The sequence below is a fragment of the Collimonas sp. GW821-FHT02H07 genome (assembly GCF_059421505.1).
The window spans coordinates 187,744-205,110 of sequence record NZ_JBWKVC010000002.1 but is presented as its reverse complement, the minus strand read 5'-3'; the positions used below and the strand labels follow the sequence as shown (position 1 = coordinate 205,110).

Here is a 17,367-nt window from a genome sequence, read left to right as displayed (position 1 = left end):
AGCTTTCAGCATTCAATGTTGACGAAACGGTTCCGGAATTTTGAGGGGTTTATGAGCAATTATTCGATATTCAGCTTGATCCGCAACAGCCTCTCCCATCATGAAAACTGGCAGCGGGCCTGGAAAAGCCCGGAACCGAAAAAGGAATACGACATCGTCATCGTCGGCGGCGGCGGCCATGGCCTGGCCACCGCCTACTACCTGGCCAAGGTGCATGGCTTGCGCAACATCGCCGTCATCGAAAAGGGCTGGATAGGCGGCGGCAACACCGCCCGCAACACCACCATCGTGCGTTCCAACTACCTGTGGGACGAATCGGCGATGCTGTATGAAAAGGCGATGCAGCTGTGGGAGGGCCTGTCGCAGGACCTCAACTACAACGTCATGTTCAGCCAGCGCGGCGTGATGAACCTGGCGCATACCTTGCAGGATGTGCGCGACACCGAGCGCCGCATCAACGCCAACCGTCTCAACGGCGTCGATGCCGAATGGCTGACGCCGGCGCAGGTCAAGGAAATCGTTCCTATCATCAATCTCAACAGCCACTATCCGGTGCTGGGCGCTTCGTTCCAGCGCCGCGGCGGGGTGGCGCGGCACGATGCGGTGGCCTGGGGCTTTGCCCGCGGCGCCGATGAGCGCGGCGTCGATATCCTGCAGAATTGCGGCGTCACCGGCATCCGCCGCGAGAACGGCGCGGTGACCGGGGTCGACACCGTCAAGGGTTTTATCAAGGCCAAGAAAGTGGCCGTGGTGGCGGCCGGGCATTCCAGCGTGCTGGCCGCGATGGCGGGCATCCGCCTGCCGCTGGAAAGCCATCCGCTGCAGGCGCTGGTGTCGGAGCCGATCAAGCCGGTGCTCGATACGGTGGTGATGTCGAACGCGGTGCATGCCTACATCAGCCAGTCCGACAAGGGCGACCTGGTGATCGGCGCCGGCGTCGACCAGTACACCGGCTACGGCCAGCGCGGCAGCTATCACGTGATCGAAGGCACCTTGCAGTCGATCGTCGAAATGTTCCCGGTGTTCAGCCGGGTCCGCATGAACCGCCAGTGGGGCGGGATCGTCGACGTTTCGCCTGACGCCTGCCCGATCATTTCAAAGACGCCGGTCAAGGGTTTGTACTTCAACTGCGGCTGGGGCACGGGCGGCTTCAAAGCGACGCCGGGCTCGGGTTGGGTGTTTGCGCATACGATTGCCAACGACAATCCGCACCCCTTGAACGCGCCGTTTGCGCTGGACCGTTTCTGCAGCGGCCACCTGATCGACGAACACGGCGCCGCCGCCGTCGCTCATTGATCCTGCCTTTCGATTCCTGATTCAATCCGCCATCTGTCTGGAGAACCACCATGTTACTGATCACCTGCCCTTGGTGCGGGCCGCGCGCCGAGAGTGAGTTCCATTGCGGCGGCGAAGCCGATATCGCCCGTCCGCTGGAAACCGAAAAACTGAGCGACGAAGCCTGGGGCGATTACCTGTTCATGCGCAAAAATCCGCGCGGCGCGCACCGCGAGCAGTGGGTGCATAACCAGGGCTGCCGCCGCTGGTTCATGGCCGAGCGCGATACCGTCACTTACGAATTCCTCAGCTACAGCAAGTTCGAAGCCAAGGCTGCCGCCGATGGCACGGGAGCCTAGGATGAACCAACTGAAGAGCCAACCGACAAACCAGACGCACAGGCTGGCAAGCGGCGGCCGCGTCGACCGCGCCGTTCCCCTCACTTTTACCTTCAATGGCAAAAGTTACCAGGGTTTTCAGGGCGATACCCTGGCCTCGGCACTGCTGGCCAACGGCGTGCATTTCGTCGCGCGCAGCTGGAAATACCACCGTCCGCGCGGCATCGTCACGGCCGGCGTGGAAGAGCCGAATGCGCTGGTGCAGCTGGAAAGCGGCGCCTTTACCGTGCCGAACGCCCGCGCCACCGAAATCGAGCTGTACCAGGGCTTGAGCGCGACCAGCGTCAACGCCAGCCCCAGCATCGAAAACGACCGCATGGCGATCAATCAGCTGTTCGCCCGCTTCATTCCGGCCGGTTTTTACTACAAGACCTTCAAGTGGCCGCGCAGCTGGTGGGGCAAGTACGAAGAAGTGATACGCGAAGCCGCGGGCTTCGGCAAGGCGCCGGCCGAGCTCGATCCGGACCGCTACGAGAAGACCTATGCCCATTGCGACGTGCTGGTGGCCGGCGCCGGCCCGGCCGGCCTGGCGGCGGCGTGGGTGGCGGCGCAATCGGGCGCGCGGGTAGTGCTGGTCGACGATCAGTCGGAACTGGGTGGCAGCCTGCTGTCGGGGCCGGCGCAGATCGACGGCTTGCCGGCCGCCGCGTGGGTAGCGAAAATCAGCGCGGAATTGCAGGTCTTGCCGGAAGTGACGATCCTGTCGCGCAGCACCGCATTCGGCTACCAGGATCACAACCTGGTGACCGTGACCCAGCGCCTGAGCGAGCATCTGCCGCTGGCGCAGCGGGGCGGCAAAGTGCGCGAACGCCTGTGGAAGGTGCGCGCCAAGCACGTGGTGCTGGCCACTGGCGCTCATGAGCGGCCTATCGTGTTCGGCAATAACGATCTGCCAGGCATCATGCTGGCCTCGGCGGTGTCGACCTATATCCATCGCTATAGCGTGCTGCCTGGACGCAAGGCGGTGATTTTTGCCAACAATGACGATGCCTATCAGACCGCTCTCGACTTAAAGAGCAACGGCGCCGAAGTGACCGTGGTCGATCCGCGTCCAGCTGGCAGCAGCAGCCTGCCGGCCGCCGCCAAACGGCAGGGCGTCCGCATCATCAATGACGCCGTGGTGGTGACCGCGCACGGCAGCCGCCACATCAAAAAGGTGGAAGTCGCCGCGCATAGCGATGGCGTGCCGGGGCAGTTCATCACATCGCTTGCCTGCGACTTGCTGGGCGTTTCCGGCGGTTGGAATCCGGTCATCCATCTGTTCGCCCAGTCCGGCGGCAAGGCGCACTGGAACAATGAAAAAGCCTGCTTTGTGCCGGGCTCGGCGATGCAAAAGGAAACCAGCGCCGGCGCCGCCAATGGCGATTTCAGCCTGGCCGGCGCCTTGCGCGATGGCGCCTTGGCCGCGCAGCGGGCTGTCGAGTCGGCTGGCTTGAGGCCGGTGGCGCTGCCGAACTGGAAAGTGGCGGAATTGTCGGAAGCGCCGATCATGCCGCTGTGGCTGGTGGGCGACCGCAAGCAGGTCGGACGCGACCCCAAGCAGTTCGTCGATTACCAGAACGATGTCTCCGCTGCCGATATCTATCTGGCCGCGCGCGAGGGCTATCACTCGGTCGAACATGTCAAGCGCTACACCGCGCTCGGCTTCGGCACCGACCAGGGCAAGCTTGGCAATATCAACGGCATGGCGATCCTGGCCGAAGTGCTGGGCCAGAGCATCCCGCAAACCGGCACCACGACTTTCCGCCCCAACTACACGCCTGTGAGCTTCGGCACGGTGGCTGGCCGCGAACTGGGCGAGTTCCTGACGCCTATCCGCAAGACGTGCATCCATCCCTGGCATCTGGAGCAGGGCGCCTTGTTCGAAGATGTCGGCAACTGGAAGCGTCCCTGGTACTACCCGCGCGGACAGGAAGACCTGCATGCGGCGGTATCGCGCGAATGCCTGGCGGCGCGCAACAGCGTCGGCATTCTCGATGCCTCCACCCTGGGCAAGATCGACGTGCAGGGACCGGATGCCGTCACGCTGCTGAACTGGATGTATACCAATCCCTGGAACAAGCTGGAAGTCGGCAAGTGCCGCTACGGCCTGATGCTGGATGAGAACGGCATGGTGTTCGACGACGGCGTCACGGTGCGCCTGGGCGAACAGCATTTCCTGATGAGCACCACCACCGGCGGCGCGGCGCGCGTGCTGGACTGGATGGAGCGCTGGCTGCAGACCGAATGGCCGCACCTGAAGGTCAACCTGACTTCCGTGACCGATCATTTCGCCACCTTTGCGGTGGTGGGGCCGAACGCCCGCCGGGTGCTGCAGAAAGTCTGCAAGGACATCGATTTCTCCAACGAGAAATTTCCCTTCATGTCGTTCCGCGAAGGCAGCATCAACAGCGTCTTCACCCGCATCATGCGCATCAGCTTTTCCGGCGAACTGTCGTATGAGGTGAACGTGCCGGCCAACATGGGGCGGGCGATCTGGGACGCCATCATCGAGGCCGGCAAGGAGTTCGACATCACGCCTTACGGCACCGAAACCATGCACGTGCTGCGGGCAGAGAAGGGCTACATCATCGTCGGCCAGGATACCGACGGCTCGGTCACGCCGTTCGACCTCGGCATGGGCGGGCTGGTCGCCAAGTCCAAGGATTTCCTCGGCAAGCGCTCGCTGTCGCGCTCGGATACCGCCGGCGAGAACCGCAAGCAGCTGGTGGGCCTGCTTAGCGAAGACAAGGATTTCGTGCTGCCGGAAGGCAGCCAGATCCTGGCCGAGCCCAGCAACGGGCCGACCGGCAGCATGATAGGGCATGTGACGTCCAGTTACTTCAGCCCGATCCTGCAGCGCTCGATCGCCTTCGCGCTGATCAAGGGCGGCCTCGGCAAGATGGGGCAAGAAGTCAGCATATCGCTGGAGAACGGCCGCAATATTGCCGCCAAGATCAGCAGCCTGGTGTTCTACGATGCAGAAGGAGTCCGTCAACATGTTGAATGAAACCCAGCTTTTTCAGGTGCAGCAGGAATCGCCATTGGCGGAACTGGGACAGTTGCTGGCGCCGCTCACGGTGGGCGCCAACCAGCCGGTCCGGCTGGAAGAGAAGCCTTTCCTGGAGTTGATCAATATCAAGGGCGATGCTGGATCAGCAAGCTTCCTGCGGGCAGTCAAGGATCTCACCGGTGCAGCATTGCCAGTGCAGCCGAATACGATCGCCGAAAGCGAACAGTTCGTCATCTACTGGCTGGCGCCGAACGAATGGCTGATCCAGTCCAGGCAGCCGCGCCTGCCTGCGCTGTGCGCCGACCTGGCCGGCGCGCTGGCGGGAGAGTTCGCTTCGGTGGTGGATGTCAGCAGCGGCAGCACCAGCCTGGTGCTCAGCGGCACAAAGGCGCGCGCAGTCTTGCAGAAGGGCTGCCCGCTGGATTTCCATGCCGGCGTGTTCAAGGCCGGCCAGTGCGCGCAGAGCCATTATTTCAAGGCCGGCGTCTTGCTTCGTCCTTTGGAAGACGGCGCCTATGAGCTGATCATCCGCCGCAGCTTTGCCGATTATTTCGGCCGCATTTTACTGGACGCCTGCCAGGAGTACCTCTGATGAAGAATGAAAACATCGCCAGCGGCGTGCGCTGGCAGATTTTCGTCGAGGGCTTGTCCGCGATGACCAGTGTCGGCCTGCATCCGCACGAGCATGAAAAGCCGCAGGCGGTCGAGCTGGACATCGAACTGTCGTACAAGACCGGCGGCAACGGCGCAGGCGACGTCGACGCCGCCGCGGTGATCGACTACGATCATTATTGCAGCGTGGTCACCGCCTTCCTGCAAGCCAAGCCGCATACGCGTCTGCTGGAGACGCTGGCCTCGGAAGTCGCCAGCCTGTCCTTCCGCCAATTCCCCATGCTCGATGAAATACGGGTGGCGATCCACAAGCCGAAGATCCGTCCTAATACCGCGCGCCTGGGCGTAGCTTCGAGCTGGACGCGCTGGAGCTATGAAACATTGCTGCTGGCGCAGACGCTGGAAAGCGGCGTTACTGCATGATCGGAACAGGATTTTTTTTGTTGATGTAGGGTAATAATTTAGCTATGACCTGTATCTGCCGACAAAAAGCCCGCATAAGCGGGCTTTTTGTTTTAAGTATAATTTTTAGTTAAAACCGGCTTGCGATTTTTTTAACGGAAGGCTGCAAGTTGCGCCAGTTTCGTCTACCATTTGCTATCAGCAGCACTATTCCAACGACAATCGCACCGAGTATATTTCCTTTCCAATAAGCATCTTCATTGGCAGAAAACAGAGCTAGCGGGCGCCGTCAGGGCGGACCGCTAAATCTTCTGCCAGGGCGTTGCTACCTCACACATTATCGTATCCAGGAGACCATCAATGAGCACCCCCACCACTCTTTCAGCGGCCGAGCAGGCCCTGCGCGATGCTGCGCTGGAATATCACCGCAGCCCGACGCGCGGCAAGATCGCCGTGGTGCCGACCAAGCCTTTGTCGAACCAGCGCGACCTGTCGCTGGCATATTCTCCGGGCGTGGCCTACGCCTGCCTGGCGATCCATGAAGATCCTGAGATGGCGGTGGAATACACTTCGCGCGCCAACCTGGTCGGCGTGGTCACCAACGGCACCGCCGTGCTGGGCCTGGGCGATATCGGCCCGCTGGCCGGCAAGCCGGTGATGGAAGGCAAGGGCTGCCTGTTCCATAATTTCGCCGGCATCGATGTGTTCGATATCGAACTGGCCGAGCGCGATCCGGACAAGCTGGTCGAGATCATCGCGGCGCTGGAGCCGACCCTGGGCGGCATCAACCTGGAAGACATCAAGGCGCCGGAATGTTTCTACATCGAGAAGAAGCTGCGCGAGCGCATGAAGATCCCGGTCTTCCATGACGATCAGCACGGCACCGCCATCATTTCATCGGCTGCGCTGCTGAACGGCCTGGAACTGGTCAACAAGAAGATCGGCGAAGTCAAGCTGGTGGCTTCGGGCGCCGGCGCGGCGGCGATTGCCTGCCTCGACCTGATGGTCGAGCTGGGCGTCAAGCGCGAAAACATTTTCGTCTGCGATTCGCGCGGCGTGATCCACGACAAGCGCGAAGACAAGCTGGATGTTTCCAAGCAGCGCTATCTGCAGGCTACCGACGCGCGCACGCTGGCCGATGCGATCGTCGGCGCCGACGTCTTCCTCGGCTGTTCGGCGCCTGGCGTGCTGTCGCAGGATATGGTCAAGACCATGGGCAGCCAGCCTATCATCCTGGCGCTGGCCAATCCGGAACCGGAAATCCGTCCGGAGCTTGCGCTGGAAGCGCGGCCGGACTGCATCATCGCCACCGGCCGTTCGGATTATCCGAACCAGGTCAACAACGTGCTGTGCTTCCCCTACATTTTCCGCGGCGCGCTGGATTGCGGCGCCACCAGCATCACCGAGGCGATGAAGGTCGCTTGCGTGCGCGAGATCGCCGACCTGACCAAGGCCGAAATCAGCGAGGAAGTGGCGTCGGCCTATGCCGGCCAGGAACTGCAGTTCGGCCCCGAGTACATCATTCCCAAGCCTTTCGATTCGCGCCTGATCCTGCGCATCGCGCCTGCGGTGGCGCGCGCTGCCGAAGAATCGGGCGTGGCGACGCGTCCGATCAAGGACATGGATGCCTATCGCCAGTCGCTGATGCGTTTCGTCAGCCACACCGGCATGTTCATGCGTCCGGTATTCCTGGCTGCGCGCGGCGAGCCGCAGCGCATCGTCTATGCTGAGGGCGAAGATGAGCGCGTGCTGCGCGCGGTGCAGATCGCACTGGAAGAAAAGCTGGTGCGGCCCATCCTGATCGGCCGTCCGGCCGTGATCGAAGCGCGCATCAAGCGCGCCGGCCTGCGCTTGCAGGCGGGGCGCGATTTCGAGCTGATCAATCCGGAAGACGACGTCCGTTTCCGCCAGTACTGGGAGGCCTATCACGAGATCAAGGCGCGCGACGGCGTGACGCCGGAGATGGCGAAATCGACCTTGCGCCGTTCGAACACGACCATCGCGTCGATGCTGGTCAAGCTGGGCGACGCCGACGGCATGCTGTGCGGCCTGGTGGGACGCTTCGACAGCCACCTGGAACATGTCAGCGACATCATCGGCCTGCGCGAAGGCGCCAAGGGCTTCGCCGCCATGAACGGCCTGGTGCTGGACAAGCACACCTTGTTCATCGCCGACACTTTCGTCAACGACGATCCGAGCGCAGAGCAGCTGGCCGACATCGCTGCCATGGCGGTGGAAGAAGTGCGCCGTTTCGGCGTGCCGCCCAAGGTGGCTTTCCTGTCGCACTCGATGTTCGGTTCCAGCAACCGGCCGTCGGCCAAGAAGATGCGCGCTGCGCGCGACCTGTTCGTCAAGCGCATGCCGGATGTCGAGGCCGATGGCGAGATGCACGGCGATGCCGCCTTGAGCGCGGAATTGCGCGCTCAATACCTGCCGAAATCAACCCTGTCGGGCGACGCCAATGTGCTGATCACGCCGAACCTGGATGCCGCCAACATCCTGTTCAACGTGCTGAAGATGACTGGCGGCCAGGGCGTGACGGTAGGCCCGGTGCTGCTGGGCGCCGCTGCCCCGGTGCACATCCTGAACCCGTCGGCCACGGTGCGCCGCGTCGTCAACATGACGGCGCTGGTGGTGGCGAATGCGATTTCGGCCAAGCAGAAAGTGTGATCGCTTAATATCTCAGACCTGTAAAAAATCCCCGGCGCGACATCTGTAGCGCCGGGGATTTTTTATGCATGGATGGCTGAGGAAAGTTGCCGGGCTGCGTCAGGCGAACATGCCGCGGCCGCTGTCCTGCTTCAACAGCGCCGTCCTTAGTGGTTCCGCATTCCTATATAGTGCAGAATAACTGTACGTTTATACAGTGTTAAAATAGGTAAAAGCGACGCTTATTGCGGCACTGAGCTCCTGCACCCGGAACATGAACAAAACGCTGGAAAACCGTTTCTACTACCTGGACAACTTCGTCACCGTTGTGGACTCGGTGCGCGCCCGCTATCGCCATTTGCTGAGCCGGGAAGAGCAGGCCTTCGTCGATGGTTTCGGCAACCTGCCGCAAGCCTCGGCGGCATTGCTGGTGCGGATGGTGATGCGCAAGGGCGAGCTGTTCCGGCTCAGCAAGCTGCGTTACGATGAAATCGGCTGCACCGCCAGCGCGGCGGCGCCGCTGACTGCGGCGGGCTGGGTCGAGCCGCGGCCGCTGCTGGATATCGGGCAGTTGTTCCGGGTGCTGACCAAGGTCGACATCGCGGCAGCTTTCCCGCAGCTGCGGCAGGTGGCGCGCAAGAGCGAGCAGCTGGATTTCCTGCGGCAGATGGAGGGCGGTGTAGCGGACGGTGCGGCGGGCGTGCGCAGCCTGGAGCAGTGGTGGCCCGGCGCCGCCGACAGCCTGTTGCAGCTATGCGAACCGGTGGCTGCGCTATGCGACCGCCTGCGCCTGATGTTTTTCGGTAATCTGTACCAGGACTGGTCGGAATTCGTGCTGTCCGAACTGGGCATCTTCAAATATGAGCAGGTCGATCTGTCGCCCGCCGCGCAAGGTTTCAGCAGCCGCCAGGATATCGACGACTACCTGCATCTGCATGCCTGCCGCGAGCGCTTTCTCGGCGGCGAGGAGCCGCATGCCGTGTTGGCGGATATCCCCGCCCAGCCTTATCCGAACCCATGGCTGGAAGAGCGCCGCGGCAAGCTGCTGTTCCAGGTCGCCCAGCACTATGAACGCAATGGCGAGCTGGCGCCGGCGCTGCGCCTGTATGTCGGCAGCAGCCGGCCCGGCGCGCGCTTGCGGGCGATCCGGGTGCTGGAGCGCTGCGGCCAGCCTGAAGCAGCGTTTGTATTGGCGCAGCAGGCGGAACAGCAGGCCGAGAGCGAAGCCGAACAGCAGCAGCTGCTGCGCGTCATGCCGCGTCTGCGGCGCGCGCTCGGCCATCCCAAATTGACGCCGTCCGCTGCTGTCAGCATCTCCCAGCACGAAATCGCCTTGCCGCGGCCTGCTCCGGGCAGCTCGGTCGAAGGGGCGCTCAGCCGGCACCTGACCTGTGCCGATGCGCCGGCGCTGTATGTCGAAAACGCCCTGATCAATTCGCTGTTCGGCCTGTTGTTCTGGGATGCTGTGTTCGCGCCGGTGCCGGGTGCTTTCTTCCATCCGTTCCAGAGCGGACCGGCCGATTTGCACAGTCCTGATTTCCGTTTGCGCCGTGCGCCGCAGTTCGAGGCCGGCTTTGCGCTGCTGCGCAACGGCGGCTACCGGCGGACCATCCTGCACAATTTCCGCATCAAGGAAAACACCCAGTCGCCCTTCGTGTTCTGGGGCGCCATCGATGAAGCATTGCTGGCCATGGCGCTGGATTGTCTGCCGCCTCGACACCTGCAACTATGTTTCGAGCGCATCCTGCAGGATATCAAGAGCAACCGTTCCGGCCTGCCTGACCTGATCCAGTTCTGGCCGGCGGAGAAGCGCTACCGGATGATCGAGGTCAAGGGCCCGGGCGACCGCCTGCAAGACAACCAGATCCGCTGGCTGGATTATTTCGCCCGGCATGACATCCCGGTTGCGGTGTATTACGTGCAATGGACCGGGGAGAGCGCGTGATGGCGACGGCCCCTGCGCAATATGTGGTCGCCGTGCGCGCGCTGTGCGAATTCACGGCCAAGCAGGGCGATCTCGACCTGCGCTTCACGCCGTCGCCGACGGCGCAGGAAGGCATCACCGGCCATGCCGTGGTGGCGGCGCGCCGTTCTCCAGCTTATGAGGCGGAAGTCAGCCTGAGCGGCAGCTTCGGTCCCTTGCTGGTGCGCGGCCGCGCCGACGGCTACGATCCGCGCCTCAACCGGCTAGAGGAAGTCAAGACGTATCGCGGCGACCTCGGCCGCATGCCGGACAACCATCGCCATCTGCACTGGGCGCAGGTCAGGATCTACGGCCACCTGCTGTGCCAGAGCCGCGGCCTGGACGAGCTGCAGCTGGCGCTGGTCTACTACGATATCGGCAGCCAGAAGGAAACCTTGCTGACCGAGCACCTGACCGCGGAACTATTGCGGCAATTCTTCGAAGATCATTGCCAGCGCTTCCTGGCCTGGGCCGAACAGGAAATGGCCCATCGCACTGCGCGCGATGTGCAGCTGACGGCGCTGCAGTTTCCGCATGCGGATTTCCGTCCCGGCCAGCGTGTCATGGCCGAAGCCGTCTACAAAAGCGCCGTCAGCGGCCGCTGCCTGCTGGCGCAGGCGCCGACCGGCATCGGCAAGACCATCGGCAGCCTGTTTCCGATGCTGAAGGCGAGTCCGGGCCAGGCACTGGACAAGATCTTTTTCCTGGCGGCCAAGACTTCCGGCAGGGCGCTGGCGCTGGAAGCCGTGGCGCGCATCAAGCAGGGTGCGCCGGCCTTGCCCCTGCGTGTGCTGGAACTGGTGGCCCGAGACAAGGCTTGCGAACATCCGGACAAAGCCTGCCATGGCGAATCCTGCCCCTTGGCGCAAGGCTTCTACGACCGCCTGCCGCAGGCGCGCAGTGCGGCGATCGAAGCCGGTGCGCTGGACCGCGATGGCTTGCGCCGGGTGGCTGCCGAACATCGGGTCTGTCCCTATTACCTGAGCCAGGAAATGGCCAACTGGTCGGATGTCATCGTCGGCGACTACAACTACTATTTCGACATCAGCGCCATGCTGTATGGCATGGCCAGCATCAACCAGTGGCGGGTGGGGGTGCTGGTGGATGAGGCGCACAATATGATAGACCGGGCGCGCAAGATGTATTCCGCGGAAATGGAATACAACCAGCTGAAAGCCCTGCGCCGCAACGCGCCGCCGGCGCTCAAGCGCGGACTGGACCGGGTCAGCCGGCAATGGAATGCGCTGGGCAAGGAGCAGGAAGGCGACTACCTGCATTATGCGGAAATACCAGAGGCCTTCGTCGGCGCGCTGCTGCAGGCGGTGGCGGATATCACCGACCATATGGTGGAGTATCCGGCCGCCATGGACAGCCATCTGCAGCAATTCTATTTCGACGCCTTGCACTTCGCCCGCATGGCCGAGCTGTTCGGCCCGCATTCGCTGTTCGACATCACGCGCCAAAGCGGACAGGGCAGCACCCTATGCATCCGCAATATCGTACCGGCGCCTTTCCTGACGCCACGTTTCGCCGCGGCGCGCAGCACGGTGCTGTTTTCCGCCACCTTGAGTCCCTGGCATTTTTACAGCGATACGCTGGGCATGCCGGCCGACACCGCCTGGATCGACGTCCCTTCGCCCTTCACCGCGGACCAGTTGCAGGTGCAGCTGGTGACCGCCATCTCGACCCGTTTCCAGCATCGCGATCGTTCGCTGGCGCCTATCGTCGAACTGATCGCGCGTCAGTACCGGCAGCAGGCCGGCAATTATCTGATGTTTTTCAGCAGCTACGATTATCTGGAAAAGGTCGCCGCGCTGTTCGCCGAGCAGTATCCGGAGATTCCGCTATGGTTGCAGGCGCGCCGCATGGATGAACGGGAAAGGGAAGATTTTCTGGCGCGCTTTACCGACAGCTCGCAAGGAATAGGCTTTGCGGTGCTGGGTGGCTCGTTCGCCGAGGGTATCGACCTGCCTGGCGCGCGCCTGATCGGCGCTTTCATCGCCACGCTGGGGCTGCCGCAGATCAATCCGGTCAACGAACAGATCATGCGGCGCATGGGTGAGACTTTCGGCAACGGTTACGACTACACCTATCTTTATCCCGGCATGCAAAAAGTGGTGCAGGCCGCCGGCCGGGTGATCCGCACCCAGCAGGACCGCGGCGTGGTGTACCTGATCGACGACCGCTTTGCACGGCCGGAAATCAGGCAGCTGCTGCCGGCGTGGTGGCAGGTTTCGTAGAGCGTAGTCACCATCGCCTGCAGCGGGCTGTCAGTCGAACAGCTCTTGCCAGAAACTTTCCTTTTTCTTGGGGCGGCGGTAGTCGTTGTAATGCGAGCCATGCTGAGGCGCGCGGTGCTCCGGCTGCTGGCGCGCTTGCTGTTGCGGCTGCGATTGTGGCTGCATATTGGCCAGCTCTTGCGTCGATTGCTGGATGATCTTGTCCAGTTCACCGCGGTCCAGCCAGACCCCGCGGCAGCCGGGACAATAATCGATTTCAATGCTCTGGCGCTCGCTCATCACGAGCTCCTTGTCTTTACATACCGGGCAATACATAAGCGTTCTCCATTATCCTGAAAGTTGATCGGGCCGGACGGCGTACGTCCGGCCCGAGATTTACTCTTTGTTGACGAAGCCCAGCAGCTGCAGCAGGCTGGTGAACAGGCTGAAAATCGAGACGAACAGGCTGACGGTCGCCATCACGTAATTGGTTTCGCCGCCGCGCACGATATTGTTGGTTTCAAACAAAATCATGCCGGACATCAGCAGTACGAACACCGCCGATACGGTCAGCGACAAGGCCGGGATGTTGAAGAACATCGCCGCCAGCCCCGCCACGAAAGCCACCAGCACGCCCACCGTCAGCATGCCGCCCATGAAGGACAGGTCGCGCTTGGTGACCAGCGCATAGGCCGACATGCTCAGGAAAATGATGGCGGTGCCGGCCAGCGCCATCATCACGGTCAAGCTGCCGTTGGGCATGCTCAGGTACTTGCTGAGGATAGGCCCCAGGGTGTAGCCCATGAAGCCGGTCAGTGCGAACACCAGTCCGACGCCGAGGCCGCGGTCGCGGTACTTGGTGACCAGGAACAGCAGGCCGAAGTAGCCGCCCAGGGTGATGATGATGCCGGGACCAGGCAAATTCAGCGCCAGCGCAGCGGCGGCGACAATGGCGCTGAAGCCCAGGCACAGCGACAGCAGCAGATAGGTGTTGCGCAAGACCTGGCGCGCAGCGCCGTCCATCACTGTGGTGGCGGCATAGCTGGCGCTGCGGTTGCGCAGGGTGTCGTAGCGGTTGTTCATGATGGCCTTTCGTAAATTAAATTAGATAGCCGCCGGTTCAAGCGCCGGCGCCAGGTACTTGGTGTGGCTGATCGATCTGGTGCGCGCCAGCAAGCGTTCGATCGCCTGGGCGGCGCGATGCGCTGCCTGGTCGACCATGGCGGCGATATCGCTGCCCTTTTCCGTGATCACCACGGTCGGCAGGCCGTTCAGGGTCAGCTGGATCTGGCATTGCTTGTCGATGCCGCCGCGCGGACCGTTCTGGTCGCTGATGCGCACCTTCATTGCCTGGATGCTGTAGTGCTTGCGGTCCAGCGCGAGGCTGAGCCGGTTGCTCATGTACTCGCGCAGTCTGCGGCTGAGTTTTACACCTTTGGTAGCGACGATCGCGATGCTCGGTTTCATCAAAGACTCCAGTTCGTTTGAGGAGCAATCATCATATGGCCGCGACATGGATTAAAAAAGCGAAGATAATCGAAGAATTACTTCGGAAAAACAGAACAATGAAATCATCGTCGCTGAACTTTCGGCATCTGCACTATTTCTGGGTAGTGGCCAAGGAGGGCAGCGTCACGCGCGCCGCCGAACGGCTGGGGCTGGCGGTGCAAACCGTCAGCGCCCAGCTCTCGCTGCTGGAACAGGAGGTCGGCAAGGCGCTGCTGGCGCCGCAAGGACGGCGCCTGGTGCTGACCGAAGCGGGGCGGCTGGCGCTCGGCTACGCCGACCAGATTTTTCTGCTGGGCGAGCAGATGCAAGAGGCGCTGGCGGCGGCTGACGATGAACCGACCATGCGGCTGGCGGTAGGGATTTCCGATTCCTTGCCAAAACTGATCTCGGCGCGCCTGCTGGAGGCCGCCTTGCGCTTGCCGCAACGGGTCAAGCTGGTGTGTTTCGAAGACAAGTTCGAAGCGCTGCTGGGCGATCTCACGCTGCACAAGCTGGACGTGGTGCTGACCGACCGGCCGGCGCCGTCCGGCACGGCGCTGCGGGTGTTCAGCCATCTGTTGGGCGAGAGCGATATCGCGCTGTTCGGCAGCAAGGAGCTGGCCAAGCGCTATAAGCCCAAATTCCCGGCCAGCCTGCGCGGCGCGCCTGTGTTGCTGCCGACCCGCAATAACGTCATCCGCGGACGCATCGACCATTGGTTTGAGACGCGCGAGCTGCGGCCGGATGTGGTGGGGGAGTTCGATGACAATGCTTTGCTGAACACTTTCGGCCGCAGCGGCCTCGGCCTGTTCCCGGCGCCGTCGGCGCTGGCGGCGGATGTCGAGGAACAGTTCGGCGCCGTGCTGATCGGCCAGCTGGAGCAGGTGCATGAACAGTTTTATGCGGTCTCGAATGAGCGCAAGATCAAGCATCCGGCGGTGGAGGCGATCCTGTCGGCGATCCATGGTCGGGTGTTTGCGCAAACCAGGCGCAAATGAATCGTGAGTTCCGAGCCGCAAATAATGCGGAATCGTAGCCACACGGTCTCCATCATTGAAGAATGTATTTGATTACTACAATTAATGGATAATTAGTTACAAATTGAAATGTTTATCTTAATAACCTAGAATGATGCACTTAATCCAGTATTCAGAACGTCGGCGTCGCCGAGAATTTCAAAAAAGGGCTCAGCGTGGCATTTTTCCCCGTTTTCCTGTCAGTGGTTTTGGTGGTGCGCAATCAAACTGAGCACATCGAAAAAATACTGTCAGATGCTGCTGTCAGCATTTCTTCCTTGGTCAGCGACTACGAGCTGATCGTGGTGGACAATGCCTCGGACGACGATAGCATAGCCGTTTTGAAAAAAATGACGGGGGAGAATGGACACCCCAATTTGCAAGTCTATGCTCTGACCAAGGCAGTCGATACCGATACGGCATCGTGGATCGGCCTGGAAAACGCCTTGGGAGACTTTGTTGCCGTTATTGATCCATGTGCCGACGATATCGTTTTTTTACCCGAAATGCTTGACCAGGCTGCCAGCGGCGCTGACGTGGTGTTTGCCAAGAACAACCAGCAAAGTGCTGCCCAAACTCTTGCTTATCGAGGGGCGCATGCGGTTTTCAACGTGCTATACAAGTGGTTCAATGGCGTCAATCTTGCGCAAGATGCGCCGCAATACCGCATTTTGAGCAAGAAAGTCGTCAATTTCATTCTTCAGCATCCGCAACCTTCGATGACCTATCGTCATCTTCCTGCGACCGGCGGTTTCTCACGTGTCAATCTCAGCTACAGCTCAACCCCAAAGATTGCGCAAACCAAACTGCTGAACGACAGTATCGACAGGGGCATCCGATTGCTGGTTTCGACCACCCGCGCGCCGATGCGCCTTGTGACTTCTCTTTCATTGTTTGGCGCCGTTGCCAATCTGGTGTATTCCCTCTACGTGGTGGCGGTTGGACTGCTTGATGAGCATGTCGCCCCAGGCTGGGTTAGCCTGTCTTTACAGCAGTCAGGCATGTTTTTCCTTATATCCTCAGTTCTCTTTGTGCTGGGCGAATACATCTTGCATATGGCCAATCTGTCGAATGAAGGCCCGCAATATCACGTCGGCCAAGAATTTACTAGCGCTCGCATGACGCGCCGGGAGAAGCTCAATATCGAGGAAGTATCGTCAAGGCCGGTAGCGGGGATCTGTTCCGAGCGTGTAGGCTGATGCTAAATGAGGTAAGCCACGATGCCGTGATTATCGGTGGCGGATTCTACGGTGCAGCTATTGCAGTCTACCTGGCCAAGCAGCGCGGTTTCAAGCGTATCGTTATTATAGAGCGCGAGCAGGCGCTCCTTACGCGCGCTTCTTACAGCAATCAGGCTCGCGTGCATAACGGATACCACTACCCTCGCAGCTTCACTACTGCGTATCGAAGCCGGGTTAACCTGCCCAAGTTCGTACGTGATTGGCCGGCGGCTGTACACAGCGATTTTCTGAAATTATATGCAATTGCGCGCCGCAACTCGAAGGTTACCGCAAAGCAGTTTGAGCGCTTCTGCCGCGAAATTGACGCCCGCATACGACCTGTCGAACTAGCGCAAAGAGCGCTGTTTGAGCCACGCCTGATCGAAGACGTATTCGTGGTGGAAGAATACGCTTTCGACTCTACCAAACTGGCAAGTTGGGCCTTGCGAGAACTGCAGCAACACGGTGTGCAAATCAGATGTGAAACTTACGCTACTTCAATCGCGAAGGCGGGGCGGAAGGCATTGGTAGTTGTCGCCAAAAATAACCATGGGACTGAAGAGTCCATCTCCTGCCGCTACGTGTTCAATTGTACCTATAGCGGCCTCAACCAGTTCAAAGGGGATTTTCCTGGAATACGATCCGGACTCAAGCAGGAAATCACCGAGATGGCATTGATGCAAGTGCCCGCTGCTCTTGACGGATTGGGAATCACGGTAATGGACGGTCCTTTTTTTTCGATGATGCCGTTTCCTGCGCGCGGGTTGCACACGCTTTCCCATGTCCGCTATACCCCGCACATGCACTGGGACGATCAACGAGGAATCGACCCCTATCAAAAACTCAGACAGTACGATTGCGCAACCCGTGTCGACCGCATGGTCCGTGACGTAGGTCGCTATTTACCGGCAATGCGCGACGCCAAGTACGTGGACTCGCTGTTTGAAGTAAAAACCGTCCTGACAAAGAATGAAGGCGATGACGGAAGACCGATCCTGTTCGAAAAACATCTGGAGTTACCTGGTTGTTACTCTATATTAGGCGGAAAAATAGACAATATATACGACGTTCTGGAAAAGTTGGACGGGGAGCAGCTTGTTGCGGCAACAAATTAGGAGCAACTCGGATTTGGA

14 protein-coding genes are annotated in these 17,367 nt (G+C 60.8%); 11 read left to right on the top strand and 3 right to left on the bottom strand.

Annotation, left to right across the window (positions count from 1 at the left end; translation table 11 throughout):
* Nucleotides 1–51 precede the first annotated feature (51 nt).
* The 8 genes from AC07V8_RS04130 to AC07V8_RS04095 all read left to right on the top strand — a co-directional run bounded on the left by AC07V8_RS04130 (nt 52) and on the right by AC07V8_RS04095 (nt 12,531).
* On the top strand, nt 52–1,296 hold the full coding sequence (locus AC07V8_RS04130) for a sarcosine oxidase subunit beta family protein (protein WP_494677399.1): 1,245 nt from the start codon (nt 52–54) through the stop codon (nt 1,294–1,296).
* Nucleotides 1,297–1,346: 50 nt separating this feature from the next.
* Nucleotides 1,347–1,634 (top strand): sarcosine oxidase subunit delta, encoded by a 288-nt coding sequence (locus AC07V8_RS04125; RefSeq protein ID WP_494677398.1) that lies wholly within the window; start codon nt 1,347–1,349, stop codon nt 1,632–1,634.
* Between the two features lies 1 nt (nt 1,635).
* Nucleotides 1,636–4,662 carry a sarcosine oxidase subunit alpha family protein gene (locus tag AC07V8_RS04120; protein WP_494677397.1) on the top strand — a complete coding sequence of 1,009 codons (3,027 nt, stop codon included), beginning with the start codon at nt 1,636–1,638 and terminating at the stop codon, nt 4,660–4,662.
* Complete coding sequence (locus AC07V8_RS04115; protein ID WP_494677396.1) at nt 4,652–5,257, top strand: sarcosine oxidase subunit gamma; 606 nt, start codon at nt 4,652–4,654, stop codon at nt 5,255–5,257. The genes AC07V8_RS04120 and AC07V8_RS04115 overlap by 11 nt, the downstream gene beginning before the upstream one ends.
* Entirely contained in the window at nt 5,257–5,700 is a 444-nt protein-coding gene (locus tag AC07V8_RS04110; protein WP_494677395.1) for a dihydroneopterin aldolase, read from the top strand. Before AC07V8_RS04115 ends, AC07V8_RS04110 begins: the two co-directional genes overlap by 1 nt.
* A gap of 339 nt (nt 5,701–6,039) precedes the next feature.
* The gene (locus tag AC07V8_RS04105; RefSeq protein ID WP_494677394.1) at nt 6,040–8,349 is read left to right on the top strand and encodes an NADP-dependent malic enzyme; all 2,310 of its coding nucleotides are present in this window, start codon (nt 6,040–6,042) and stop codon (nt 8,347–8,349) included.
* Between the two features lie 253 nt (nt 8,350–8,602).
* Entirely contained in the window at nt 8,603–10,273 is a 1,671-nt protein-coding gene (locus AC07V8_RS04100) for a VRR-NUC domain-containing protein (protein ID WP_494677393.1), read from the top strand.
* Complete coding sequence (locus AC07V8_RS04095) at nt 10,273–12,531, top strand: ATP-dependent DNA helicase (RefSeq protein WP_494677392.1); 2,259 nt, start codon at nt 10,273–10,275, stop codon at nt 12,529–12,531. Before AC07V8_RS04100 ends, AC07V8_RS04095 begins: the two co-directional genes overlap by 1 nt.
* Before the next feature lie 30 nt (nt 12,532–12,561).
* Here the strand turns inward: AC07V8_RS04095 and AC07V8_RS04090 are convergent, their stop codons facing one another.
* The 3 genes from AC07V8_RS04090 to AC07V8_RS04080 are packed head-to-tail and all read right to left on the bottom strand — an operon-like array spanning nt 12,562 to nt 13,977.
* Nucleotides 12,562–12,846 carry a TFIIB-type zinc ribbon-containing protein gene (locus AC07V8_RS04090; protein ID WP_494677391.1) on the bottom strand — a complete coding sequence of 95 codons (285 nt, stop codon included), beginning with the start codon at nt 12,844–12,846 and terminating at the stop codon, nt 12,562–12,564.
* Nucleotides 12,847–12,906: 60 nt separating this feature from the next.
* Nucleotides 12,907–13,593 (bottom strand): Bax inhibitor-1/YccA family protein, encoded by a 687-nt coding sequence (locus AC07V8_RS04085; RefSeq protein ID WP_494677390.1) that lies wholly within the window; start codon nt 13,591–13,593, stop codon nt 12,907–12,909.
* A 21-nt stretch (nt 13,594–13,614) separates the two neighbouring features.
* Nucleotides 13,615–13,977, bottom strand: coding sequence for an HPF/RaiA family ribosome-associated protein (locus AC07V8_RS04080; RefSeq protein WP_494677389.1), 363 nt, complete (start codon nt 13,975–13,977; stop codon nt 13,615–13,617).
* A gap of 98 nt (nt 13,978–14,075) precedes the next feature.
* Between AC07V8_RS04080 and nhaR the strand changes: the two genes are divergently transcribed.
* The 3 genes from nhaR to AC07V8_RS04065 all read left to right on the top strand — a co-directional run bounded on the left by nhaR (nt 14,076) and on the right by AC07V8_RS04065 (nt 17,349).
* On the top strand, nt 14,076–14,996 hold the full coding sequence (gene nhaR, locus AC07V8_RS04075) for a transcriptional activator NhaR (RefSeq protein ID WP_494677388.1): 921 nt from the start codon (nt 14,076–14,078) through the stop codon (nt 14,994–14,996).
* A gap of 194 nt (nt 14,997–15,190) precedes the next feature.
* Nucleotides 15,191–16,213, top strand: coding sequence for a glycosyltransferase (locus tag AC07V8_RS04070; protein ID WP_494677387.1), 1,023 nt, complete (start codon nt 15,191–15,193; stop codon nt 16,211–16,213).
* On the top strand, nt 16,213–17,349 hold the full coding sequence (locus AC07V8_RS04065) for an NAD(P)/FAD-dependent oxidoreductase (protein ID WP_494677386.1): 1,137 nt from the start codon (nt 16,213–16,215) through the stop codon (nt 17,347–17,349). The genes AC07V8_RS04070 and AC07V8_RS04065 overlap by 1 nt, the downstream gene beginning before the upstream one ends.
* Nucleotides 17,350–17,367 lie beyond the last annotated feature (18 nt).